Source organism: Halosegnis longus (assembly GCF_009663395.1).
Classification (GTDB): Archaea; Halobacteriota; Halobacteria; order Halobacteriales; family Haloarculaceae; genus Halosegnis; species Halosegnis longus.
Window position 1 is genome coordinate 2,102,891 of record NZ_QKNW01000001.1, and the last position, 24,700, is coordinate 2,127,590.

The window sequence follows — 24,700 nt, forward strand, 5'->3', positions numbered from 1 at the left end:
GCGGACAAAAGCAGCGCGTGTCGCTACTCGCGCAGTTCGGCCATGTGGTCGATGCGCCGCTGGACGAGGTCGGCGGTGCCGATGTCGTGGCGGGCGCGGAGTCCGTCGTCGCCGGCCCGCTGGAGGGCGCGCTCGGCGACGGCTTCGGCGTCGGCGATCGTCTCGCCCGTCCCGACGACGGCGAAGGAGCGGGAGGTGGTGGTGTAGATGCCGTCCTCGCGGGCGTCGACGCTCGCGTAAAACAGGAGCGCGTCGCCGGCGCTGTCGGCGTCAATCGTGACGAGCGCACCGGCCTCGGGGTCGGTCGGGTAGCCCGCGGGGACGGCGTACTTACAGACGGTCGCGCGCTCGGAAAACTGCAGTTCCGGAAGCGGCTCGCCGTCGCGGGCCGCGGTCACCACGTTGAGGAACGAGGTCTCCAACACCGGGAGCGTGTTCATCGCCTCGGGGTCGCCGAAGCGAGCGTTGAACTCCACGATTTTCGGTCCCTCGTCGGTCAGCATGAACTGGCCGTACAGGACGCCCTTGTACTCCGGGAGCGCGTCGACCACCGATTCGATGATATCGCCCGCGGCGTCGTAGTCTCCCTCGTCCATGAACGGGAGCGTCCGGGTCGGGGCGGTGTAGCTACCCATCCCACCGGTGTTCGGTCCCTCGTCGCCCTCGTAGGCGCGCTTGTGATCCTGGACGGCCGGGGTGAGTCGCACGTCCCCGTTCGCGACGAACGCCTGCACGGTGAACTCCTCGCCCACGAGTCGCTCCTCGAGGACGACGCGGTCGTAGTCGCTGTCGCGGAGATACTGCTTCGCCTCGGCTTTCGTCACTTGGTCGCCGGTGACGCGGACGCCCTTCCCGCCGGTGAGACCGGCCGGCTTGACCGCGAGGTCGCCGTCGTAGCCGTCGATGTACTCGCAGGCCTCGTCGGTCGACTCGAAGACGGCGTAGTCGGGGTTGCCGGCGATGTCGTGGTCGTCGAGGAAGGTGCGCTGGAAGCTCTTGTCCGTCTCGATGCGCGCCTCGGCCTGCTGGGGGGCGAAGGCGTAGACGCCGGCGTCGTCCAGCGCGTCGGCAACGCCCGCCGCAAGGGGCGTCTCCGGCCCGACGACGGCGAGCGTGGCGTCGACCGACTCGGCGTACGCGGCGACCGCCTCGGGGTCCGTCTCGTCCAGCGTCTCCAGTTCGGCGGCGAGGGATTCGATGCCCGGATTCCGGTTCGAGGCGCAGGCAAACAGCGTCGCGTCGCTCGCCGCGACGGCTCGCGAAATCGCGTGTTCACGCCCACCACCGCCGACCAACAGCACCCGCTCGGTGTCGTCCATGTCGAGTGGGGGTATGCAGACGAGTGTAAACGTTACCCTCTCTGGTCGAGAGAGTGTGCACTACCGTGTGTATCTGCCGGCGTGGCGACCATTCTTCCCCGTCGCCCGCCAACGCAGAGGTATGTCAGACGCACCCGACGCGCTCCGGCGGAACCGACTCGACGAGGAGGCGTCCCCGTATCTCCAACAGCACGCCGACAACCCCGTACACTGGCAGCCGTGGGACGAGACCGCACTCGAGGCCGCCCGCGAACTCGACCGCCCTATCTTTCTCTCCATCGGCTACTCCTCGTGTCACTGGTGTCACGTCATGGCAGAAGAGAGCTTCTCGGACCCGGACATCGCAGAGACGGTCAACGAGGAGTTCGTCCCGATCAAGGTCGACCGCGAGGAGCGTCCCGACCTCGACTCGCTGTACATCACCGTCTGTCAGCTGGTGCGTGGCCACGCCGGCTGGCCGCTCACCGTCTTCTGTACGCCCGAGGGGAAGCCGTTCTTCGTCGGCACCTACTTCCCGAAGGACGCGAGCCAGCGACAGCCGGGATTCCGGCAGCTGGTTCAGGACGTGGCCGACGCGTGGGCCGACCCCGAACAGCGCGCCGAGAGCGAGGAGCGCGCCGAGCAGTGGACCGCCGCCGCCCGCGGCGAGCTCGAAGATGTGCCCGACTCGCCGGGAGAGCTCTCTGACGGTCTCCTCGCCGACGCTGCCGACCACGCCGTCGGCCAGGCCGACCGCGAGTACGGCGGCTTCGGCGGGGGCCAGAAGTTCCCGAATCCGGCTCGCGTCGAACTACTCCTGCGCGCCTCGACGCGTGGCCACGATGAGGCCGGAACCGTCGCGCGCGAGACACTCGACGCGATGGCCAGCGGCGGCCTCTACGACCACGTCGGCGGCGGTTTCCACCGCTACTGCACCGACCGCGAGTGGGTGGTCCCCCACTTCGAGAAGATGCTCTACGACCAGGCCGGGCTGGCGCGGGTCTTCCTCGCCGGCAGTCAGCGATTCGACAGCGACCGCTACGCCAGCGTCGCGCGCGACACGCTCGACTTCCTCGACCGCGACCTCCGTCACGAGGCCGGCGGCTTCTTCTCCACCCTCGATGCGCGTTCCGAACACGCGGGCGAGCAGGTCGAGGGTGCCTACTACGTCTGGACGCCCGAGCGCGTCCGCGCGGCAATCGACGACGAGACGGACGCCGACCTCTTCGCTGCGCGTTACGGCATCGACGAGCGGGGAAACTTCCCGGAGGGGGCCGAGCCGGACTGGACGGTGCTGACCGAGACCACTTCCGTCGGTGACCTCGCCGCGTCCTTCGGCCTCCCGGAGGATGAAATCGAAGACCGGCTGGCTCGCGCCCGCAAACAGGCCCACCGCGCTCGCGACGACCGCCCGGCTCCGGCCCGCGACGAGAAGGTGCTCGCCGGCTGGAACGGGCTCGCAGTCCACGCCTTCGCCGAGGCCGGGCTCGTGTTCGACGGCTCGTACGCCGACACCGCGGTCGAAGCCCTCGAATTCGCGCGCGAACGGCTCTGGGACGGCGACCGACTCACCCGTCGCTGGAAGGACGGCGACGCGGCCGGCGACGGCTACCTCGAAGACTACGCCTTCCTCGCGCGGGGCGCGCTCGCGACCTACGAGGCGACCGGCGACGTGCGCCACCTGGACTTCGCCTGCTCGCTGGCCGACGCGCTCGTCGCGGCGTTCTACGACGCGGACGCGGGGACGCTCTACTTCACGCCCGAGGACGGCGAATCCCTCATCGCCCGCCCGCAGGCGTTGGACGACAGTTCGACACCCTCCAGTACGGGCGTCGCGGTCGACGTGCTCGACGCCCTGGCACAGTTCCGACCCGACAGCCAGTTCGGAACCGTCGCGCGCCGCGTCGCGGAGACGCACGCCGAGACCGTCGATGCGACGCCGCTCAACCACGCCGCCCTCGCGCTCGCGACGGACGCGCTCGCCACTGGTCGGTATGAGCTCACCGTCGCCGCCGATTCGCTTCCGGCGGCGTGGCGCGAGACCCTCACCGACCGGTATCTCCCGCTCCGGCTGCTTTCGGTTCGACCACCGACCGAGGACGGAGTACAGGCGTGGCTCGACGCGCTGGGTCTCGAAACGGCTCCGCCGATTTGGGCCGGTCGCGAGGCGCGCGACGGCGAGCCGACGGTGTACGCCTGCCGGAACCGCACCTGCTCGCCGCCGACGCACGACCTCGGCGAGGCGCTCGACTGGTCGCCGTAGGAACGCGGTCCCTACTTCGGAACGCGGGCGAGCCACGCGGTCGGATCGTCGAGCTCCTCGTCGCTGGGCAGGTATTCGGGCGACTCCCAGACGCGGCTCGCGCCGTGGACCCCGCGGTCGTCGGCGACGGCGTCGAAGAAGGCCTTGCCCCGCTCGTACTGCTCCTGTTTCATCCCCAAGCCGAGGAGCTTGCGGACGAGCTTGCCGACCGGCGTGGAGCCGCCGCGGCGCTCGTCTAGCTTCCGGCGGAGGTCGTCGTACTCGTCGTCGAACGCGCGGTCCATCACGAGTTCGGCGTACCCTTCGACCGCGGTCATGGCGACGTTCACCTCGGCTAACGCCTCGCGTTCGAGCCGACCCTCGGAGAGGGACTCGATGCCGTCGAGCATCGCGTCTTCGAGATACCCGGAGAGCCACGGCGCGGCCCCGAACTCGGCGGCGTGGGTCACCTCGTGGAAGGCAATCCAGCGGCGGAACCGCTCGCGGTCCACGTCCAGCAGGTCGGCCACCTTCTCGATGTTCGGGTGGACGAAGTAGAGCGCGTGCGGCTCGTCGGCGAGCAAGAGCGGGTCGTACTGCCCGAGGACGTTGTTCCCGAGGAAGGCGAGCATTCCGCCGGTCGTCGCGGTGTTGAGCGAGCGGGCCAATCCGGGCGCGGGACCGTTGGCGAACTCCTCGACGACCGGCTCCATCACCCGCCGGAACGTCGGGGTGTTCGCGTCGATCCAGTGGTGGCGATTCTGCACCTCGATGGCGTCCGGCACGTCGAACTCCACCTCGGCGACCTCGCGGATGCGCGAGCGGGCCGCGCGCACGTCCTCGGCGTAGCCGACTTCCTCGGCCTCCGTGAGCGACAGCTCGCCGGGGTCGATGGCGGCTTTCGCCACCTCGCCGGCGGCGTCCCAGTCGATGGGGGCGTCGCCCTCGCTTTCGGTCACGGCGCGGACGGCTCGAAACAGTGTCATACAAAACGTACCGGCGGCGCGCGCATAGGCCTTCCCCCGGGCGCTACCGCACCCTCGCGAGCACGACGGATAGCCCGATAGCGAGGAGCACACCGGCTCCGGCGGCGACTCCGGCGACGAGCGCGGTCGCGTCCGTGCTCGCCGCGAGCGCCGCGCCGGTCGCCCCGCCGATTGCAGCGCCGGCGGGACCGCGACGCTCCACGACGCGTTCGAGTGACTGCTCGTCGCTCGGCGTGGTCATACAGCAACGGACGCCGGCAGGGCAAAAAGGCGTTGTGACGGTCTCACGGGCGTCGAGCGCCCGCGAGGAGGCGGATGGCTACTCGGCGAGCAGCGACTGCTCTTCATCGGGGTCGAGCCAGTCGCCGGCCCACTCCTCGATGGCCTCGAACACGGGACCGAGCGACTCGCCCTTGTCCGTCAGCGAGTAGTAGGTCGCGACGGGAGCGTCCTCTTCGAGCCGACGGTTCACGAACCCCATCTCGCCGAGGTCGTCGAGCACGCGCGAGAGGGTGCGCGAGGACGCGCTCGTCGACCGCTTGAGCTCGTTGAATCGCTTTTCGCCCTCCTGTAGGTCGTGGAGGACGATGAGCCGCCACTGTGACCCGATCTGTTCGAGTGAGTCGATGACGACACACGCCTCCTCGCTGTAGCGCTCTTGTGATGACATCGTTGTTACCTACTATCCACTGTGTCCGCGAGCGTATAAGTAGTTACGGGCCACTATCAGGTAACATGGCGAAAGCACCGATTCAAGGACTCCACCACGTAACGAGCATGGCGAGTGACCCGGACGAGACGGTCCGGTTCTTCCGGGACGTGCTCGGGCTTCGACTCGTGAAGCAGACGGTGAACTTCGACGACGTGACGACGTATCACCTCTACTTCGGCAACGAGACGGGCGAGCCGGGGACGGCGCTCACCGTCTTCCCGTTCGGGGAGGGACAGTCCGGCACCGTCGGCGCGGGACAGGTCGAGACGACCGCCTTCCACGTCCCGGCCGGCAGTCTCGACTACTGGGCCGACCGATTCGACGACCACGACGTGGACCGCAACGAGATAACCGACCGGTTCGGCGAGCAGGTGCTCGGCTTCCGCGACGGCGACGGCCTCCGGTACGAACTCGTCGCCAGCGACGAGGAGAGCGTCGAGCCGTGGGAGGGTAGCGACGTGCCCGCCGAACACGCGATTCGTGGCTTCCACTCCGTCACGCTCGCGCTCGTGGACACGACCGAGACGGCTGGGCTCCTCCAGTTCATGGGATACGAACAGACCGGCGAGGAGGGCGACTACACCCGATTCGAGGCAGACGGCGAGTACGCGACGGTCGTCGACCTCCACGAGACGAGCGACCGCGGCCAGCCCGGACTCGGCACGGTCCACCACGTCGCCTTCCGCGTCCCCGACGACGACGCGCAGTTCGCGTGGCAGGAGGCGCTCTCCGAGGAGGGGTACGGCGTCACCGAGCAGAAGGACCGCCAGTACTTCCGCTCCATCTACTTCCGCGAACGCGGCGGGGTGCTGTTCGAGTTCGCGACCGACGGGCCCGGCTTCACGACCGACGAATCCGCCGACGAACTCGGCTCGTCGCTGAAGCTCCCCGAGTGGCTGGAAGGCGACCGCGAGCGCATCGAGGAGTCGCTGCCGGAGCTGACCGCGACGCCCGTGGAGGTGCGATGATGGTCCACGAGAACGAGCCGGCCCGCGCCGGCGCGGACCCCGAGGACGCCGAGGTCGGCGTCATCCTGACGCACGGCCGGGGCGCGACCGCACCCTCGATTCTCGCGATGGCACAGGAGTTCCCGCGCGAGGACGCCGCCTACGCCGCGCCGCAGGCGACGAACAACACGTGGTACCCCCACTCGTTCCTCGAGCCGGTCGAGAAGAACGAGCCGGGCCGCACCGACGGGCTGGCCGCCATCGACCGGCTCGTCTCCGAGTTCGTCGACGCCGGCATCCCCCGCGAGCGCATCCTGCTGGTCGGCTTCTCGCAGGGCGGCTGTCTCACGACCGAGTACGCCGCGCGGAACCCGACGGAGTACGGCGGCGTCGCCGCACTCTCGGGCGGGCTCATCGGTGACGACCTCGGCGGCTACGAGGGCGACATGGAGGGGACCGAGGTGTTCCTCGGCTGCTCGGACGTGGACCCGCACATCCCGGTCGAGCGCGTCAACGACACCGAGGACATCTTCGAGTCGCTGAACGCCACGGTCGAAAAGCGGCTCTACGAGGGGATGGGCCACGGCGTCAACGAGGACGAACTCGACTACCTGCGCGAGACGGTCACGAACCTCTAGTCGCGCCGGCGGTTCACGAGCACGGCGAGCACCGCGAGAAAGAGCAGTCCGACGAGCGCGGCCAGCCACGCGCGACTCCCCGACGAGCCGTCACCGTCGTCTCGGGAGTCGTCGGTCTCAAGGACGGGCGTCTCGCCGCCGGTCGATACGGTTACGTCGCCGAAGTCGAGTCTGAGGAAGGTGAACTCTGCCATACCGTCGTGTCGACGCGGGGGCACCTAACGATTCTGGCCGCGAGGAGTCAGTACACACTTGTGGACGGCACCCACAGCCAGGGTATGGAACAACCACACAGAGAGTTCCTCGACTCACTGCTCGAAACCGCGACGCCGACCGGCTTCGAGACCGCCGGCCAGCGGGTCTTCCTCGATTACGTCGAGCCGTACGCCGACGAGGTTCGCACGGACACCTACGGCAACGCCGTCGCCGTCCACGAGGGCGACCCGGACGTGGACACCGCGGTCGCGCTCGCCGGCCACGGCGACGAAATCGGGCTGATGGTCCGTGACGTGACCGACGACGGCTTCCTCAAGCTGACCCGCATCGGCGGCTCGGACAAGACCGTCACGCAGGGCCAGTACGTCCTCGTCCACGGACGCGACGGCCCCGTCTCCGGCGTCGTCGGCCAGACCGCAATCCATCTGCGCGAGGGTGACGACGAGACGCCCGAAATCGCGGAGATGCACGTCGACATCGGTGCCGAGGACGAGGAGGAGGCGACCAACCTCGTCGAGACCGGCGACCCGATTACCTTCGACACCCGAATTCGCGACCTGCAAGGGTCGCTCGTCGCCGCCCGCGGGATGGACAATCGCACCGGCGTCTGGGCCGCGGCCGAGGGGTTCCGGCGCGCCGTTGAGGCCGACGCCGACGCGACGGTGTACGCCGTCTCGACGGTCCAAGAGGAAATCGGGCGGAAGGGCGCGGCGATGATCGCCTACGACCTCGACCCCGACGTGGTGCTCGCGGCCGACGTGGGCCACGCGACGGACTCGCCCAACGCCCCGAACAAGAGCGCGAGCCTCGAACTCGGCTCCGGGCCGGGTATCGGGCGCGGCGCGGCGAACCACCCGGTCGTCGTCGAGGCCGTTCGCGACGTGGCCGACGACGAGGGTATCGACGTACAGCTGACCGCCGCGGGTCGCGACACCGGCACCGACGCCGAGAGCTTCTCGACGGCACGCGGCGGCCAGGCCGCGCTCAACGTCTCGATTCCGAACCGCTACATGCACACGCCGGTGGAGGTCATCGACACCGACGACCTCGACGACGTGGGCGAGCTGATGGGTCGGTTCGCCGCGAGCGCCGAGGAGTTTGCACCCTTCGCGGTCGACATCTAATCAGTCGGCGACGACGGCTCCCTCCTCGAGTGTCGCCTGTGCGTCCGTGATGATACGCACCGCGACGCCGCCGGCGTCCGACTCACCGACCGCCGCGCGCCAGTCGTGTGCGCGAGCCAGCGCGGCGATAATCGAGAGTCCGAAGCCGGTGTTTGCCGGCCGGGTCGTGTAGCCCGAGTCGAACACGCGTGCACGCTCCGACTCCGGTATCCCCGGCCCGTCGTCGGCGACCGTGAACCCCTCCTCGGTCACCTCGACCGTCACGCTCGTGTCGGGGCCGGCGTGCTCGATTGCGTTCCGGTAGGCGTTCTCGAAGAGCCGCCGGAGCCGTGACGGGTCGCCGTCGACGGTCCGTTCACCCTGCACCTCGAGGTGGGCCTGCTCGGTGTCGAGCCGGTCCCACGCGTCTCGCGCGATGTCGGCGAGAGCGACCGGCTCCGGGTCCGTGACGGTCGCCCCCTCGCGGGCCTGCGTGAGCATGTTCTCTATCATCGTGTCCATCCGGTCGAGCGAGGTGGCCACCTGCGCCGCGTCGGGGTCGTCATGTTTGCACTCTAGTTCGCTTGCGTACATGCGTGCGGTCGCGAGCGGGGTCCGGAGGTCGTGTGCCAGGTTGTCGGCGAACTGGTCGAGCCGCTCGTTTTGCCGTTCCAGCTCCCGCTCGCGCTGTCGGCGCTCGGTCACGTCGCTGTACACCGTCGCCGTCCCGACCCGGATATCTCGCCCGTCGGTGAGCGACGACTGCGAGACGTGGAACCGTCGCGTCTCGCCGTCCACCTCGACGCGCACGTCCTCGTCCGGTCGTCCAGCCACCGGGGGTGCGTGTGCGAGCGGCGTCTCCTCGAACACCGCCGTCGCCGGGTCGCCGACCGCGTCGTCGGGGTCGACCCCGAGGAGCCTGCTGAGTCGCTCGTTCACGTCGAGCACCACGCCATCGGGGTCGGTCACGGCGACGCCGTCGTCGAGTCCCTCGACCACGCGTCTGTGTGCGACGGGGACCGTGCCGAACACCCCGTAGCCGAACAACCCCCAGAGGACGAACGGCACGCCGGCGGAGAACCCCCACGTCTCTATCGGGATGTGCGGGAACGGGTGAAGGTCGAAGATACCGACCCCCATCAACGCGAGCGCGGGGACGAACCCCGCGACGAGGATGCGCCCCTGTCTGAGCAGCGTCCCCGACTGGCCGCGGTAGTAGTCGACGAGCGGCCACATGCTGTACACGGAGAGCGCGACGACGTAGAGGCCGAGCAGATACCCGCCGGGTCTGGTCGCGGCACCGTACACCTCGAGCGGTCCACTGGCCACGAGTCTGCTCGGTCCCGCGATGACGTGGACGGACTGATTGACGAGCGCGGCGGACAGTAAGACGAGCGGCGTCCCGGCGAGCACTGCTTGGACCGACCGCCGTGCCAACAGGTCCGTCCGGTCGCAGTACACCATCGCGAAGTAGAGGAGTGCGACCGAGCCGAGACAGGTGCTGAACACGTACGTCGTCAGTCCGAACAGCTGTTTGAGCGCGGGCACGGCGACGACCATCTCGCCGAACACCGCCCCCGTTCCGATCGTGTGGACGATCGCGTAGAGCAGATAGCTCCGCGTCTGTGACGTGCGTTCGAGCCGCCCGACGAAGCCGATTGCGAGCAGGCCGACGACGAACGCCAGCACGGCCGCTGGGACGTAGGGGTGAGAAAGCGCCGCTGGGTCGAAAAGCGACACCACGTTATCAAAGAGACGCAAGCCCGGATAATAAAGCAGATGCTTTCATAGCCGGTATTCGACCGTCTCACCCGGTCACAATGGCATCGAGGCCCTGCTCGGGGGCGTCGGTGCGTCTCGGTGTGTTTAAGCGTGGGCGTCTACCCGTTAGGGTATGGCCGACCGACCGCTTGACGTACTGGAGGCGACACTCGGTGAGGAAGTGACGGTGACGCTGAAAGGCGGAGAGACGTTCGACGGTGAACTCACCGGCTACGACCAGCACATGAATCTCGTTCTCGACGGCGAGAACACAACGATTATCCGCGGGGACAACGTTGTCTCGATTCAACCATGACCGGCGCAGGTACTCCGTCTCAAGGAAAGAAGAACAAGACGACACACGTGAAGTGCCGACGCTGTGGCGAGAAGTCCTACCACTCCCGCAAGAAGGTCTGCTCGTCGTGCGGCTTCGGCGAGTCCGCCAGCCGCCGCTCGTACGAGTGGCAGGGCAAGACGGGCGACAACTGAACTGCTTTTTCCCTCGCCGCGCTCGACACGCACAGCAATGGGACTACTCGACACCGGCCCGTCTCGCGCCGGCGTCTTCTTTCTCGCTGGCGTCGCCGTCTCGACCGCCTTCGGCATCTCCATCGGCGAGCCACGCCTCGGTGTGACGACCGGGCTGGCCGCCGGTCTCGCGCTCGCCGTCTTCGGCTGGCTGTTCGTTCGGCCCGCCTGACAACCCTGAAGTCACCCCGGAGCCGATTGCGGGTATGCAGGAGACGCGCGCGCTGATTCTCGACCGCCTCGCCGACGGCCCAGTGTCCGGGCCGACGCTCGCTTCCGAACTCGACATCTCGCGGGCGGCCGTCTGGAATCACGTCGAGACGCTTCGCGAGGCGGGATTCGAGATTCGCGACACCGACGACGGCTACACGCTCGCCGCGGTTCCGGAGTTCGGCGGCGCGGCGACGGCGTTCGAACTCGACGCCGACTTCGAGGTGGAGTACCACGACGAACTCGCGTCCACGAACGCGACGGCCCGCGACCGCGCGAGCGAAGGTGCGGAGAACGTGGTCGTCGTCGCCGAGCGACAGACCGGCGGCCGGGGCCGGCTCGACCGCGACTGGGAATCTCCTGACGGCGGTGTGTACGCCTCGCTCGTCGTCCGGCCCGACCTCCCGCCGGCACACGCGCCGGTGTACACCCTCGCCGCGGCCGTCGCCGTGGCCGACGCCGCCCGCGACGCGGGAGTCGACGCCGGCATCAAGTGGCCCAACGACGTGCAGGTCGACGGACGGAAGCTCGCGGGCATCCTCACCGAGATGGAAGGCGAGGCCGACCGCGTCTCGTGGCTCGTCGTCGGCATCGGCGCGAACGCGAACGTCGACCCCGCCGACCTCCCTCGCGGGACGAGCATCGAGAGCGAGGTGGGTCCCGTGACGCGCCGGGAGTTCCTCGCGAGCATCGTCGACCGCTTTGCCGAACTCACCGACGACGTGGAGTCCATCGTCCCGGCGTGGCGCGAGCGCGCGGTCACGCTCGGCCAGCAGGTGCGCGTCGAGACGCCCCGCGAAACCATCGAAGGCGAAGCTATCGACGTCGAGTTTCCCGGGACGCTGCTCGTGGAGACCGACGACGGCGTGCGCCGAGTGACCGCCGGCGACTGCGAACACCTCCGGCCGCGCGAGTAGCTACAGAACCACGTCGCGCACGTCGCTCACGCCGGCCCGTCGCACGACCGCCCGAACGGGGTCACACGAACCGGTGAGGTTGTGGCTGTCGCCGTCGAGCAGCTGGAGCTTCGCGGGTCGCCCCTCCTCGATGAGACCGTGCTCCTTGCCGGCGATTTTCGCGCCGTTGCGCGTCGCCATCCGAAGAATCTCGGGAGCCGGCAGCGTGGAGTGTTTCGCCGTGAACTCCATCTCGCGGAACATACTCGGGGAGTTGAGCATGACGTTGTCGGTGCCGAGCGCGAGCATCGTCGTCTCGGCCAGCGTTTCGAACGCCGGTAGTCCGACCTCGGTGACGAGATTCGACCGGGGACAACAGACGATGGGAATCTCAGCGTCGGCGACTCGCTCGCGCTGGTCGGGGGTCGTGTACACCATGTGGACGAGGTGGTCGGGGTCGTACGCGAGCGCGGCGTCCACGTCCTGGCTGTCGCGCTCGCCCGCGTGGATGCCGAACAGCTTGCCGGCCTCGCGGGTCGCTTTGCGCGCTGAACCGAACTCGTTGTCCCGTGCGCCGCTGGCTCCGAAGCCGTCGCCCGCAGCCATCGCGGCGACCTCCTCGCGCCCGAAGACGACCGGCTCGACAGGGCTGTCGCGGGCCGCGTCGTGGAGTCGGCTCACGCCTTCCGCGCCGCCCTCGCGGAACTCGAGGAACGTCGCCGTACCCGCCTCGCGCATGAACGCGATGGAGCGACGCATCGCCGCGACCATCTCCTCGCGGGGCGTCTCTCGCAGGAGTCGGTGTTTGAGCCCGTCCGGCGGCGCGACGAGTTCGTCCAGCGAGAGGCCGCGGCCGGCTTCCTTCGCGATCGAGTCGCCGATGTGGGTGTGGGCGTTCACGAACGCCGGCAGAATCCAGTCGTCGCGCTCGACGCTGGCCGCCTCGATACTCGCGATGGTTCCGTCCTCGACGACGACGCGCCCCTCGACCGGCTCGAACTCGGGGCCGCGGAAGACAAGCCCCTCGTGGGTCTCCGTCATGCGCCGTACTCGTCGAGCGTCTGGTGGATTCCCTGTCGCACGTCGACGACGAGCGCGTCGAGGTCGAGGCCGAGTACGTCCTCCGTGGCGACGCCGACCGCGTCGGTCTCGTCGGCGGGTGCGTACACTCCGAGCCGCCACTGCTCGCGCTGGACCGTCTGGAGCGCGCTCACGAGCGTCGACTGCGTGCCGAGTTCGCGCACCTCGCCGTTGACGACGACCTGCGTGCTCGACTCCTTCATGCTCGGCTCGCCGGGCACGTCGAGAATCACGTCGTCGGGCGAGACGCCGGCCCGGGCGGCGATGTCACGCTCCCACGCCTGCCGCTGCTCGAAGTCGGCGGTGATGTACTCGTCGGGCACGTCGGCGTACTCCGCCCAGACGGCGCGCTTGAACAGGTCGCGCTCGTCGAGCCGGCGGGCGTACTCGCTGGTGGCCGGCTCGTCTCGAAGCGCGACCATCAGCTCGTAGTCGTCCCAGCGCCGGAACGTCTCGACTGGCACCTCGCCGACGAGTTCGTCGGTCGCTCGCCGGAGCATCGCCTTCGAGATGCGGGCGACGTGGTGGGAGTAGACGGTCGGGTTCATCAGGGCGCGTGCCAACAGCAGCGACTCGGCCGACTGGACGTTCCCCTCGGCGAGCACGAGTTCGCCGCCGACGAGCCGAAGCTCGCGCACGAGCCGGCCGTGGTCGATAGTGCCGTACGGCACTCCGGTGTGGTGGGCGTCCCGAACCAGGTAATCCATCCGGTCCACGTCGAGTTCCCCGGAGACGAGCTGGCCGAGTTCGCCGTCGCCGGCGATGAGGTCCGCCACCCGGTCGGGGTCGATGTCGTGGCCGACGAGGATGCGCTCGACCGGACTCCCGCGGATGAGGTCGTGCACGTCGTCGTGTGATTTGCCGGCCTCGCGTTCGAGCACGTCCTCGGTGTTGTGCGAGAAGGGGGTGTGACCGATGTCGTGCAGCAGTGCGGCCGCGCGGACGCGCTCGGCCTGCGGCCCCTCGATGCCGAGGTGGCCCAGCGCCTCGTTCGCGAGGTGGTAGACGCCGAGCGAGTGCTCGAAGCGGGTGTGGTTCGCGCTCGGGTAGACGAACGAGGCGGTTCCCAACTGCGTGATACGGCGGAGCCGCTGGAGGGCGGGCGTGTCGAGGAGGTCCTCCGTGACACCCTCGACGGCGATGTGGTCGTGGACGGAGTCCTTGATACTGCTCATCGGACTCCCTCCGCGTCGGTCGCGCTCATACGTCGCGGTTCGGTCGGCTTTCGGTAAAAAACGTCGTCTCAGACCGGGAACTCGGCGTCGGGGTCGACGACCCGGTCCGGCTCGGCCGGCTGTCGCCACGCCGTCGCGAGTTCGAGAAACTGGACGAGCATCCAGCCGGTCGCCCCCCAGACGGTGTAGCCGTCGACGTGGAAGAAGTGGAGTCGGACGTTGCCGCGTTGTGGGTGGTCTCGCTCCTCGCTCTCGTAGTTGTCGAGGTCGACGAGCTCCTCGACGGGTAACGGAACGACTTCGGCTACCTCGCGGTCGTCCGGCACCCACGTCTGGTCGGGCGCGCGGACGACGAACGGCCGGACGGCGTATCCGGAAACCGTCGCGATGTCGTCCAGCTGGCCGACGTACTCGACGGCGTCGGTGTGCATGTCGACCTCCTCGCGCGCCTCCCGGAGCGCGGTGGCGTAGAGGTCCTCGTCGGACGGCTCGCGCCCGCCGCCGGGAAACGACATCTGGCCGGCGTGCTCGCCGAGGTGGTCGGCCTTCTTGATGAAGAGCAGATACTCGCTGCCGGCGCGCTCGACGATGGGGACGACGACGGCCGCCTCCCGCTCTTCCGTCATCGCCGTCACGGGGGTGTGGGCGGCGACCGCGTCGAGCGCGAGGTCCATACCCGCTGGTCGTGTGGCCGGGACATAAGTCACCCGGCGCGGGCGAGCGTTTCACTTTCGCTCCGGTCGCGACACCCCTATATCGCGGGAGCCAGAAATCCGAGCCATGACACGGGTGATACACACTGGCGACACCCACCTCGGCTACCGGCAGTACCACCTGCCGGAGCGGCGGCAGGACTTCCTCGACGCGTTCCAGCGCGTCGCCGACGACGCCGTCGCAGACGAGGTGGACGCGGTCGTCCACGCCGGCGACCTGTTCCACGACCGGAAGCCGGGACTCGCCGACCTGCTCGGCACCATCGACGTGCTCCGGACGCTTTCCGACGCCGACATCCCCTTCCTCGCCGTCGTCGGCAACCACGAGACGACCCGCGACGGCGAGTGGCTCGACCTGTTCGAGTCGATGGGACTCGTCGTTCGCCTCGACGACTCACCGACCGTCGTTGGCGACACGGCCTTCTACGGGCTGGATTTCGTTCCCCGCGCCAAGCGAGACGACCTCGACTACCAGTTCGAGCCGCACGACGCCGACCACGCCGCACTGGTCTCCCACGGGCTGTTCGAGCCGCTCGTCCCCGACTACGGCAACGTCGACTGGGACGCCGCCGAGGTGCTCGACGCCGCGAACGTCGGCTTCGACGCCTTCCTGCTCGGCGACGAACACACGCCCGAGCGCGTCGAACTCGACGGCTGTTGGGTCACCTACTGCGGGTCGACCGAACGCGCCTCCGCCAGCGAGGAGGCCGAACGCGGCTACAACATCGTCGAGTTCGCGGACGGCGAAGCCCGCATCTCCCGCCGCGGCATCCCGACCCGCGAGTTCGTCTTCGTCACCGTCGACCTCGGGCCGGGCGAGGGACTCGACCGGGTGCGCGAACAGGTCGCCCAACACGACCTCGAGGACGCGGTCGTCATCGTCTCCATCGAAGGCGAGGGCGAGGAGATTGCCCCCGCCCGCGTGGAGTCGTTCATCGCCGATCGCGGGGCGCTTACGGCCCGCGTCCGCGACCGTCGCGAGTACACCGCCGAATCGGGGGAGGTGGAAGTCTCCTTCGCCGACCCCGACGACGCGGTCGAGGACCGGCTCCGCGAGATGGAACTCTCCGAGGCCGCCCGCGACATCGACGAGACCGTCCGGGCCTCGAAGCTCGCCGACTCGAACGTCGCCGACACGGTGGAATCGCGCGTCGCCGACCTCGTCGACGACGGCGACCTCGCGGCGTTGCCGGGCGATGCTACCGAACAAGACTCCGAACAGTCGACCGAAGACGGGACAGGCGAGCAGACGGAGCAAGCGGGAGCCGATGGGCAGGCCTCGATGGGTGAGTTTCAGTGAGGTTCGAACGGCTCCGGCTCTCGAACTTCAAGTGTTACGCCGACACCGACCTCGAACTGTCGCCTGGTGTGACCGTCATCCACGGGCTGAACGGCTCCGGCAAGTCGTCGCTGCTTGAGGCGTGTTTCTTCGCGCTCTACGGGGCGCGCGCCCTCGACCAGACGCTCGACGAGTTGGTCACCATCGGCGCTGAGGAGGCGTCCGTCGACCTGTGGTTCGCCCACGACGGCGGTCACTACCACATCAAGCGCGAACTCAAACAGCGGGGCGACGGCGTCCAGACGACGACCTGCGTGCTGGAGGGCGACGAGGAGACCATCGAGGGAGCACGCGACGTGCGCAGCGCCGTCACCGACCTCCTCCGGATGGACGCCTCGGCGTTCGTCAACTGCGCGTACGTCCGGCAGGGCGAGGTGAACAAGCTCATCAACGCCTCGCCGAGCCAGCGACAGGACATGATCGACGACCTGCTTCAGCTCGGAAAGCTGGAGGAGTACCGCGAACGCGCATCCGACGCTCGCGTCGGGGTCGGCCGCGTGCGCGACAGCAAGCGCGGCGCGCTCGATGACCTCGATAGCCAAATCGAACAGAAGGAAAACGAGGAGTACCACGACCAACTGAACGCGCTGAAGAGCGACCTCGCGGAGGTGCGGAAAAAAATCGACAGCTACGAGCAGAACCGCGAGCGCGCGCAGGCCGAGTACGACGCTGCCCAGGAGATACTCGACGAGTACGAACAGCGCCGCGAGGAGCTGGCCGAAATCGAGCGCGACATCGAGTCGCTGACCGAGGAGATTCGCGAGACGGAGCAAACGCGCGGCGAGATGGGGGACCGAATCGCCGAGATTCGCGAGGAACGGGAGGACGAACGCGAGACAGCCGGTGACCTACTCGCGGAGACGGACATCGACGCTCCGCTCGATGAGATCGACGGCGAGACGCTGTCCGACCGCCTCGACGCGCTGCGCGAGGAGCGCGAACAGCTACAGGAGCGGCTCAACGACCAGCGGCTCGAAATCCAGCAGTACGACACGGAAGCCGAGACCGCACGCGAGCGCGCGACGGAACTCGACGCCGAGGCCGAGCAGAAGCGAGCGGAAGCCGCAGACCTCGAAGCCGACCTCGAAGCTACCCGCGAACGAGTCGCGCAGACCCGCGAGAAAATCGAGACGCTGGAGACGGAAATCGAGGAGACGAGCGCCACTTTCGAGGATGCCCCGGTCGACCCCGACGAGACGGATGCGTACCGCGAGTCGGTCGCGGACGAGCTGACGGCGTGTCGCGAGGAGTTGGCGACGACGAAGACCGAACTGGAGAACGCCCGCGCGACGCTCGCCGAAACCGAGGACCTGCTCGACGCGGGCAAGTGTCCCGAGTGCGGCCAGTCGGTCGACGGTGCGCCACACGTCGAGACGCTGGACGAGGAGCGCGAGGCGGTCGAGCGACTGGAGACCGACGTGGACGAACTCCGAGAGCGGCGCGACGACCTCGAAACCAAGCTGGAGCGGGCGGAGTCGCTCGCCGACGCCGCGGAGGAGCTCACCCGACTGCGCGACGAGCGCGACCAGCTGGAGACGCTGGTCGAGGAACGCGAGAGCGGCGTCACCGAGACGGAAGAGCGAATCGAGACGCTGCGCGAGGAGGCGGCCGAACTGGAAGACGAGGCCGACGAGAAGCGCGAGGCGGCGAGCGAGGCCGACGAACAGGCCGCGGCGGCCCGCGAGCAGATGGGTGAACTCAACGCGGAGGCCGCGGAGCTGAAACAGCAGATCGAGCGCGTCGAGTCGCTGTCGGACGCGCTCGCGAGCATCGAATCGCTGTCGGACGAACTCGACACGCTGCGCGAGCGCAAACGAAACCTCGCCGAGCAGAACGAGCTTCGCAACGAACGCCTCGCCGAGAAGCGCGAGCGGCGCGACGACCTCGAATCACGGGTCGACGACGACGCCATCGCGGACGCGAAATCGCGCAAGGAGAACGCCGAGGAGTATCTCGACGACGTGGAGCCGGAGCTTGACCGACTCGAAGCCGAACGCGACGAGCTTCAGGCGAACATCGGTGCCGTCGAGAACAGCATCGCGGAGCTGGAGTCGCTGCGCGAGCGGCGCGAGCAGCTGGCCGAGACGGTCGCCCGGCTGGACGAGCTGTACGAGGAGACCGAGCGGCTCCAGACCACCTACGCGGACCTGCGTGCTGAGCTTCGCCAGCAGAACGTCCAGAAGCTCGAACGAATGTTGAACGAGACGTTCGACCTCATCTACGAGAACGACGCCTACTCGCACATCGAGCTCGACGGCGAGTACGCGCTGACGGTGTACCAGAAGGACGGCGACCCGCTCGACCCCGAACAGCTGTCGGGCGGTGAGCGGGCCATCTTCAACCTCTCGCTGCGGTGTGCCATCTACCGGCTGCTGGCGGAAGGTATCGACGGGGCCGCGCCGCTTCCGCCGCTCATCCTCGACGAGCCGACGGTGTTCCTCGATTCGGGCCACGTCTCGAAGCTCGTGGATCTCATCGAGTCGATGACCGACCTCGGCGTGGCCCAGATTCTCGTCGTTAGCCACGACGAGGAACTCGTGACCGCGGCGGACGAACTCGTCACGGTGGAGAAAGACTCGACGACGAATCGGTCGTCCGTCGAGCGCCGGGACGCGGCCGACGCGACTGCTCTCGCCGCGTTCAACTGAGCTATTCGAGCAGCGTCTCGACCGCCTGCTCGCCAGTCTCGGTGAGCTGGTAGCCGCGCTCGCCGGCGACGACGGTCTCCTCGACCAGCCCAGCCGCCCGGAGTTCGGTGACGAGTCCGAGCGCGTCCGACTCACACAGCGAGTAGGCGTCCATCAGTTCCCGGGCGGGACGGGGCTTCGCTCGGAGTTCGAGGACGAGACCGAGCATCTGGTCGTCGTGGGCGGCGCGGACGAGTCGTCGCACGGGGTCGGGGATTGCGCTCGCGGCCGTCTCCAGCGGGTCGGCGTCGAGCATCGTCAGCTCCTCGGTCGGGACGTACCGCTGGTCGCCGGTCTCGGGGTCACGGACGCGCGAGGAGTCACCGGATTTCGTGAGGAGCAGATACCGCTTCCCCTCGTGTTCGACGGCTCTCATTCGCTCCCCCCGTGTTTTCGGACGAGCAGGTAGGTGCGGACGAGCGCGACCGTGCCGACGAGCATCGCGCCGCCGCCGAGGGTGTACCGGCCCCGGAAGTACGCTAACAGCGCACCCAACGCGAGCGCGAACAGGCCGAGATTCGCGAGGAGCACGGCGGAAAAGAAGCCGCGGGCCAACTCCTCGTCAACGTCGGCGGCCATCTCGTCGGCGTCGGCGGTCGTTCCCGCCGACTCACCGGTGTCGATGGACGGGATATCGGGGCCGAGACTAGCGGGGTCGAACTCCTCGGGTTCGTGTTCCGTTCCGTCGGAGTCGGCGAACTCCTCCATCCGCTGTTCGACGGCGTCGCGCTCGTCGCTCACTACCTGATGGAGGCCGTCGAGGGCGAAAAAGCTGGTCGTCGGGGTTAGAGCATCTCCTCGAGGTCGAGCGTCTCGTCCGCTTGGAGCCACGCCGCCGGCTCCGCTGCGTCGTAGAAGACGACCCCGCCTTCCGTCTCGTAGGCCTCGACGGTGAGGTCCGTCGGTTCTGGGGTCGGTTCGGCCGCGTCCGTCGTGGTCGGCAGTTCGGTCATCGATCTGTGGTAGACCATGACATGGTATATGCTTTCCGGCCACGGTGATTTGCGTCCGCGCTCACCGATGTCTTTAGTGGGGCGGAGGGGCAACCGCTCACAATGAGTTCTACCGGGACGACGCTCGCCGACTTCGGCGGCGGCGAGGAGGTCGAGGAAGCCCGCCACGTCACCGAGGGCGACGAGGTCGGCGAGCTGGTCGACCTCTCCGAGTACCAGTTTCCCGACGCCGACGGCACCGTCGAGGTGAGCGTCACGCAGGTGGATTACACCGTCGAGGGGTTCGGCGACGACGAGTACCCCGTGCTCCACATCTTCGGCCGCACCGAAGCCGACGAGGCCGAACACATCCGCGTCTTCGACTTCCAGCCGTACTTCTACACGCCCGTCGACGACCTCGACCACGAGCCTGCCGACGGGGAGCGTGCCCTCCGCGAGGCGGATTTCGAGGACGACCGCCTGATGGAGGAACGAATCGTCGGGCTCGAGACGAAGGGCCAGCGCGACCCCTCGCTCGATGACCCGAAAGCCGACGAGGTCGTCATCTACGAGTCCATCCGCGGACAGGACCTGGTGAAGGTGTTCGGCCAGACGCCCCGCGACGTGGGGCAACTCCGCGACCGGTTCGACCACTACGAGGCGGACATCCTCTTCCCGAATCGCCTGCTCATCGACAAGGACATCACCGCCGGCGTCCGCGTCCCCGACCAGCGTGCCGAGGACGGGAGCGTCAAGGTCCACCACGAGCAGATTACCCCGACGGACCTGAGCGTCGACCCGCGCGTCCACACCTTCGATATCGAGGTGGACGACCGGTCGGGGTTCCCGGAGGACGGCGAGGAGAAGATCATCTGCATGACGAGCCACGACTCCTACCGCGGTGAGTACGTCGCGTGGCTCTACGACGCCCCCGACGCGACCGTCCCCGCGCCCGAGACGATCGACTTCGACTTCTTCGACGCCGAGTCCGACACCGAACTCCGGGTGTTCGACACCGAGGAGGCGATGCACGAGGATTATCTCGACTACCTTGCGGAGACGGACCCCGACGTGTTGACGGGGTGGAACTTCGACGACTTCGACGCCCCCTACTACGTCGCCCGACTGGAGGAACTCGGCCTGGAGTCGGACCTGCTGTCTCGCGTCGACGAGGTGTGGGACTCCGGGTGGGGTGGCCCGAACATCAAGGGGCGGGTCGTCTTCGATTTGCTGTACGCGTATGAGCGCCGCCAGTACTCCGAACTCGACTCCTACCGGCTTGACGCCGTCGCCGAACAGGAACTTGGCGTCGGGAAAGAGCGGTACACCGGCGACATCGGCGACCTCTGGGAGCAGGACCCCGCCCGCCTGCTGGAGTACAATCTCCGGGACGTGGAGCTGTGTGTCGAAATCGACGAGAAGGTCGACCTCATCTCCTTCTGGAGCGAGGTGGCGACGTTCGTCGGCTGTAAGCTGGAGGACGCGACGACGCCCGGCGACGCGGTCGACCTCTACATCCTCCACAAGGTCCACGGCGACTTCGCGCTCCCGTCGAAGGGGACCGTCGAGTCCGAGGATTACGAGGGCGGTGCGGTGTTCGACCCGATTTCGGGCATCCGTGAGAACGTCACCGTGCTGGACCTGAAGTCGCTGTATCCGATGTGCATGGTGACGACGAACGCGAGCCCCGAGACGAAGGTCGACCCCGCGGAGTACGACGGGGAGACGTACCGCGCCCCCAACGGCACCCACTTCCGGAAGGAGCCGGACGGCATCATCCGGGAGATGGTCGACGAGCTGTTGACCGAACGCGAGAACAAGAAGGCGGCCCGCGACGAGTACGACCCCGAGGACGCCGAGTACAAGCGCTACGACTCACAGCAGGCCGCCGTGAAGGTCATCATGAACTGCTTTGCGTCGGATACGGATGTGCTCACCCCGAACGGTATCCAGAATATTCGTAACCTCGAAATCGGTGACGAGGTATACTCTCTCGACCCGGAGACAATGGAGATGGAGGTGAAGCCTGTCGTTGCTACACAGGAGTACCCTGACTATCGTGGAGAGATGGTCGATATCGAGACGAGTAAAATCGATTTCAGCGTCACGCCGAACCACCGAATGCTCGTCCGGAAGGACGATAAAAACGGCGCGTCGTGGGAGGGGTTCCGCTTCGTTGAGGCTGGTGAGCTGAACGAGAGTTCACATTACGAGCTTCCCCACGATTGGACAGGCCCTGACGGAGCTCGACTTGGCACTGTTGACCTGACCGAGCGACTCGACGGCGGCTATGAGGTTTGGGCGGACAACGATGTGCACGGCCATACGCTTGCGAGCGAGCTCGATTACTACCCAGAGAAGATACACAAAGCCGACGAGGATACCACCGGCTACGTGTTCTCGGCCGAAGCGTTCGAACGCCATCGAGAGTATCTTGACGACCACTGCTCGAACTTCTACGTCCACGCCGAGCGCGGCCGCAAGTGGGTTCCACGGTTCTACGACGGCGATGACTTCCTCGAACTGCTGGCGTGGTACATCACCGAAGGGTCGGTGTACACCTCCGAGGAGAAGCAGTTTGGTGAGCAACTTCGCGGGTCGGCGACGACAGTACAGATTGCACAGAATGCACTCCCTGACGGTGGGATTGTGGCCGACACGGCTACTGGTGACCACGCCAAAATCGGCAGGCTACTCGATCGGATGGGGTTCGACTACTACGTTGACGGAAGCGGGTATCAGTTCACCTCACAACTGCTTGGTCAGTGGTTCGAAACCATCGCTGGTGAGAACAGCTTCGAGAAGCGGATTCCCGACTTCGTCTTTGACCTCTGCCACGAGCAGAAGCGTGCGTTTCTCGATACGCTGATCGCGGGTGACGGAGACAGACAGCAGAACAGCTGGCGGTACACGACTTCCAGTGAGCAACTTCGCGACGATGTGCTCCGGCTCTGTGCACATCTCGGGCTAACAGCGAACTACAACTACGACAGTGGGTCGTGGCGAATCTACTGCACGGAGAACGCGAACAACAGCGTCAGGATGCACCGCTCCGGCGGAACGAGTACCGCAACCGACGGTGCATACTGTGTTACGGTCAAAGACAATCACACGCTGCTTGCTGGACAAAACGGGACGTTCCAGTTCGTCGGGCAATCGCTGTACGGTGTCCTCGGCTGGGATCGATTCCGCCTGTACGACAAGGAGATGGGTGCAGCCGTCACCGCGACGGGTCGAGAGGTCATCGAGTACACCGACGAGGTCGTCCAGAATCAGGGATATGAGGTTGCCTACGGCGACACCGACTCAGTTATGCTACAGCTTGGGGAGATCTCGCCGGACGATGTCGACGGGGATGTGGCTATCACGGACGAAATGCGGGCAAAACACCCCGAAATGGACGAAGCGGAGTTGGAGACCGTTGCGGCGACGATACAGAAGGGATTCGAGCTCGAAACGGCTATCAACGAATCGTACGATGAGTTCGCCCTCGAACAGCTCAACGCGGAGTTCCACCGGTTCCAAATCGAGTTCGAGAAGCTGTACCGGCGCTTCTTCCAGGCGGGAAAGAAGAAACGCTACGCCGGCCACATCATCTGGAAGGAGGGGAAAGACGTCGACGACATCGACATCACGGGCTTCGAGTACAAGCGGTCGGACATCGCGCCGGTGACGAAGGAGGTCCAGAAGAACGTCCTCGACATGATCGTCACCGAGGGCGACGTGGAGGGGGTCAAGGAGTACGTCCACGACACCATCGCCGAATTCCAGAAGGGTGAACGGCCACTGGACGACATCGGCATCCCGGGCGGTATCGGGAAGAAGCTCGACGCCTACGACACGGACACCGCCCATGTGCGCGGTGCGAAGTACGCGAACCTCCTGCTTGGAACCAACTTCCAGCGCGGCTCGAAGCCGAAGCGGCTGTATCTCCAGAAGGTGCATCCCGACTTCTGGACACACGCCGAGGAGGAACTCGGACTCGACCCACAGCGGGACCCGCTGTACGGCGAATTCAAGCGCGACCCTGACGTCATCTGCTTCGAGTACGCCGACGAGGTTCCGAATTCCTTCGAGGTCGACTGGGACAAAATGTTGGAAAAGACGCTTCGCGGGCCGATTGAGCGGATTCTGGAGTCGCTCGACGTGTCGTGGGAGGAGGTCAGAGATGGCCAAGAGCAAACTGGACTCAGCAGTTTCATGTGAGGAGTTTTCGAAATCCAAAACAGAGTTGTCGAAGCCGAAATATCGGCGGTCGCACCCGTAAGCATTAACCGCGTCTCTCCCCTCCTTCCTATTGTTCTACCAATGGCAACACTCGAACTCAACAACCTCCACGCAGAGGTGGCCGAGGAGGGTGGCGAGACCATCCTTCGCGGCGTCGACCTAGAAGTATCCTCGGGCGAGATTCACGCGCTCATGGGGCCGAACGGCTCGGGCAAGTCCACGACGGCGAAAATCGTCGCCGGACACCCGGCGTATCGCGTCACCGAGGGGGAAGTGCTGCTCCACCTCAACGAGGCGGAGTTCGAGGACGACGACATCGACATCGACGAGGAGGACCTGACCTGGGACCTGCTCGAACTCGAACCGAACGAGCGCGCCGCGCTCGGAATCTTCCTCGCCTTCCAGTATCCCGCCGAAATCGAGGGCGTGACGATGGTGAACTTCCTGCGAACGGCCCTCAACGCGAAAATCGAAGAGCGCGAGGAGCTGTTCGAGGACGACGACGGCGACGACGAGGAAGAAGAGGACGCCGGCTACGACACGTCCCCGATGGAAGGTGACGTGGACGAGGGCGAGGTCGGCGTCGCGGAGTTCCAGCAGCTCCTCCAGGAGAAGATGGAACTGCTCGACATGGACGAGAAGTTCGCACAGCGATACCTCAACGCCGGCTTCTCCGGCGGCGAGAAGAAGCAAAACGAGGTGCTGCAGGCGGCCATCCTCGAACCCTCGATTGCGGTGCTCGACGAGATCGACTCCGGGCTCGACATCGACCGCCTGCAGGACGTTGCCAACGGCATCAACGCCTTGCGCGATGAAGTCGGCACGGGCGTCCTCCAGATCACCCACTACCAGCGTATCCTCGATTACATCGAGCCGGACTACGTCCACATCATGCTCGACGGGAAAGTCGTGAAGGAAGGCGACGCAGAGCTCGCAAAGGAGCTCGAAGAGAAGGGGTACGACTGGGTCCGCGAGGAAGTGTACGAGACGGCCTAACGCACATACGTATC

General features: G+C 67.0%; 24 protein-coding genes. 12 read left to right on the plus strand and 12 right to left on the minus strand.

Annotated features, from left to right (window positions below; genetic code table 11):
• Nucleotides 1-23: 23 nt before the first annotated feature.
• Nucleotides 24-1,319 (minus strand): phosphoribosylamine--glycine ligase, encoded by a 1,296-nt coding sequence (purD, locus tag DM818_RS11415; protein ID WP_153952627.1) that lies wholly within the window; start codon nt 1,317-1,319, stop codon nt 24-26.
• A gap of 121 nt (nt 1,320-1,440) precedes the next feature.
• Here purD and DM818_RS11420 point away from each other — a divergent pair, with 121 nt between their 5' ends.
• Nucleotides 1,441-3,561, plus strand: coding sequence for a thioredoxin domain-containing protein (locus tag DM818_RS11420; RefSeq protein WP_123124169.1), 2,121 nt, complete (start codon nt 1,441-1,443; stop codon nt 3,559-3,561).
• 11 nt (nt 3,562-3,572) lie between these two features.
• Here the strand turns inward: DM818_RS11420 and DM818_RS11425 are convergent, their stop codons facing one another.
• The 3 genes from DM818_RS11425 to DM818_RS11435 form a co-directional block, all read right to left on the minus strand.
• On the minus strand, nt 3,573-4,526 hold the full coding sequence (locus DM818_RS11425) for a zinc-dependent metalloprotease (RefSeq protein ID WP_153952628.1): 954 nt from the start codon (nt 4,524-4,526) through the stop codon (nt 3,573-3,575).
• A gap of 43 nt (nt 4,527-4,569) precedes the next feature.
• Nucleotides 4,570-4,767, minus strand: a complete 198-nt coding sequence (locus DM818_RS11430) for a hypothetical protein (RefSeq protein ID WP_075936604.1) — start codon at nt 4,765-4,767, stop codon at nt 4,570-4,572.
• 78 nt (nt 4,768-4,845) lie between these two features.
• A complete protein-coding gene (locus DM818_RS11435) occupies nt 4,846-5,196 on the minus strand; it encodes a winged helix-turn-helix transcriptional regulator (RefSeq protein WP_123124168.1) in 351 nt (116 codons plus the stop codon).
• A 65-nt stretch (nt 5,197-5,261) separates the two neighbouring features.
• Between DM818_RS11435 and DM818_RS11440 the strand changes: the two genes are divergently transcribed.
• Complete coding sequence (locus DM818_RS11440; protein WP_123124167.1) at nt 5,262-6,206, plus strand: ring-cleaving dioxygenase; 945 nt, start codon at nt 5,262-5,264, stop codon at nt 6,204-6,206.
• Entirely contained in the window at nt 6,206-6,823 is a 618-nt protein-coding gene (locus DM818_RS11445) for an alpha/beta hydrolase (RefSeq protein ID WP_233571999.1), read from the plus strand. The genes DM818_RS11440 and DM818_RS11445 overlap by 1 nt, the downstream gene beginning before the upstream one ends.
• Here DM818_RS11445 and DM818_RS11450 read toward each other — a convergent pair.
• Nucleotides 6,820-7,017 (minus strand): hypothetical protein, encoded by a 198-nt coding sequence (locus tag DM818_RS11450; protein WP_123124165.1) that lies wholly within the window; start codon nt 7,015-7,017, stop codon nt 6,820-6,822. The two genes, DM818_RS11445 and DM818_RS11450, sit on opposite strands and share 4 nt — an antisense overlap.
• Nucleotides 7,018-7,101: 84 nt before the next feature.
• Between DM818_RS11450 and DM818_RS11455 the strand changes: the two genes are divergently transcribed.
• Complete coding sequence (locus DM818_RS11455; RefSeq protein WP_123124611.1) at nt 7,102-8,163, plus strand: M20/M25/M40 family metallo-hydrolase; 1,062 nt, start codon at nt 7,102-7,104, stop codon at nt 8,161-8,163.
• Here the strand turns inward: DM818_RS11455 and DM818_RS11460 are convergent, their stop codons facing one another.
• Nucleotides 8,164-9,885 carry an ATP-binding protein gene (locus DM818_RS11460; protein WP_153952629.1) on the minus strand — a complete coding sequence of 574 codons (1,722 nt, stop codon included), beginning with the start codon at nt 9,883-9,885 and terminating at the stop codon, nt 8,164-8,166.
• A 151-nt stretch (nt 9,886-10,036) separates the two neighbouring features.
• On the opposite strand from DM818_RS11460, the gene DM818_RS11465 reads away from it, so the two are divergent.
• Genes DM818_RS11465 through DM818_RS11480 form a run of 4 tightly spaced genes read left to right on the plus strand, consistent with a single transcriptional unit; the run spans nt 10,037 to nt 11,558 of the window.
• Nucleotides 10,037-10,219, plus strand: coding sequence for an LSM domain-containing protein (locus tag DM818_RS11465; protein WP_075936597.1), 183 nt, complete (start codon nt 10,037-10,039; stop codon nt 10,217-10,219).
• Nucleotides 10,216-10,392 carry a 50S ribosomal protein L37e gene (locus DM818_RS11470; protein ID WP_075936596.1) on the plus strand — a complete coding sequence of 59 codons (177 nt, stop codon included), beginning with the start codon at nt 10,216-10,218 and terminating at the stop codon, nt 10,390-10,392. Before DM818_RS11465 ends, DM818_RS11470 begins: the two co-directional genes overlap by 4 nt.
• Nucleotides 10,393-10,429: 37 nt before the next feature.
• Nucleotides 10,430-10,603 carry a hypothetical protein gene (locus DM818_RS11475; protein ID WP_153952630.1) on the plus strand — a complete coding sequence of 58 codons (174 nt, stop codon included), beginning with the start codon at nt 10,430-10,432 and terminating at the stop codon, nt 10,601-10,603.
• 34 nt (nt 10,604-10,637) lie between these two features.
• Nucleotides 10,638-11,558 carry a biotin--[acetyl-CoA-carboxylase] ligase gene (locus DM818_RS11480; protein WP_075936595.1) on the plus strand — a complete coding sequence of 307 codons (921 nt, stop codon included), beginning with the start codon at nt 10,638-10,640 and terminating at the stop codon, nt 11,556-11,558.
• Here the strand turns inward: DM818_RS11480 and DM818_RS11485 are convergent, their stop codons facing one another.
• The 3 genes from DM818_RS11485 to DM818_RS11495 form a co-directional block, all read right to left on the minus strand.
• Complete coding sequence (locus tag DM818_RS11485; protein ID WP_075936594.1) at nt 11,559-12,578, minus strand: amidohydrolase family protein; 1,020 nt, start codon at nt 12,576-12,578, stop codon at nt 11,559-11,561. It lies immediately after the preceding gene.
• Nucleotides 12,575-13,792 (minus strand): HD domain-containing protein, encoded by a 1,218-nt coding sequence (locus tag DM818_RS11490; protein WP_123124163.1) that lies wholly within the window; start codon nt 13,790-13,792, stop codon nt 12,575-12,577. Before DM818_RS11490 ends, DM818_RS11485 begins: the two co-directional genes overlap by 4 nt.
• A gap of 68 nt (nt 13,793-13,860) precedes the next feature.
• The gene (locus tag DM818_RS11495) at nt 13,861-14,466 is read right to left on the minus strand and encodes an NUDIX hydrolase (RefSeq protein WP_153952631.1); all 606 of its coding nucleotides are present in this window, start codon (nt 14,464-14,466) and stop codon (nt 13,861-13,863) included.
• 106 nt (nt 14,467-14,572) lie between these two features.
• Here DM818_RS11495 and mre11 point away from each other — a divergent pair, with 106 nt between their 5' ends.
• Nucleotides 14,573-15,805 (plus strand): DNA double-strand break repair protein Mre11, encoded by a 1,233-nt coding sequence (gene mre11, locus DM818_RS11500; RefSeq protein ID WP_123124162.1) that lies wholly within the window; start codon nt 14,573-14,575, stop codon nt 15,803-15,805.
• Nucleotides 15,802-18,492, plus strand: coding sequence for a DNA double-strand break repair ATPase Rad50 (gene rad50, locus DM818_RS11505; RefSeq protein ID WP_123124161.1), 2,691 nt, complete (start codon nt 15,802-15,804; stop codon nt 18,490-18,492). The genes mre11 and rad50 overlap by 4 nt, the downstream gene beginning before the upstream one ends.
• 1 nt (nt 18,493) lies before the next feature.
• On the opposite strand, the gene DM818_RS11510 is transcribed toward rad50, so the two are convergent.
• The 3 genes from DM818_RS11510 to DM818_RS15020 are packed head-to-tail and all read right to left on the minus strand — an operon-like array spanning nt 18,494 to nt 19,484.
• Nucleotides 18,494-18,907 (minus strand): DUF7346 family protein, encoded by a 414-nt coding sequence (locus tag DM818_RS11510; protein WP_123124160.1) that lies wholly within the window; start codon nt 18,905-18,907, stop codon nt 18,494-18,496.
• Entirely contained in the window at nt 18,904-19,272 is a 369-nt protein-coding gene (locus DM818_RS11515; RefSeq protein WP_079988855.1) for a DUF7322 domain-containing protein, read from the minus strand. The genes DM818_RS11510 and DM818_RS11515 overlap by 4 nt, the downstream gene beginning before the upstream one ends.
• A 44-nt stretch (nt 19,273-19,316) precedes the next feature.
• Entirely contained in the window at nt 19,317-19,484 is a 168-nt protein-coding gene (locus tag DM818_RS15020) for a DUF7331 family protein (RefSeq protein ID WP_172967062.1), read from the minus strand.
• Nucleotides 19,485-19,586: 102 nt separating this feature from the next.
• Between DM818_RS15020 and DM818_RS11520 the strand changes: the two genes are divergently transcribed.
• Entirely contained in the window at nt 19,587-23,669 is a 4,083-nt protein-coding gene (locus tag DM818_RS11520; protein ID WP_123124159.1) for a DNA polymerase domain-containing protein, read from the plus strand.
• Nucleotides 23,670-23,771: 102 nt separating this feature from the next.
• Nucleotides 23,772-24,686 carry an ABC transporter ATP-binding protein gene (locus DM818_RS11525; protein WP_075936587.1) on the plus strand — a complete coding sequence of 305 codons (915 nt, stop codon included), beginning with the start codon at nt 23,772-23,774 and terminating at the stop codon, nt 24,684-24,686.
• The last annotated feature ends 14 nt before the right edge of the window (nt 24,687-24,700 follow it).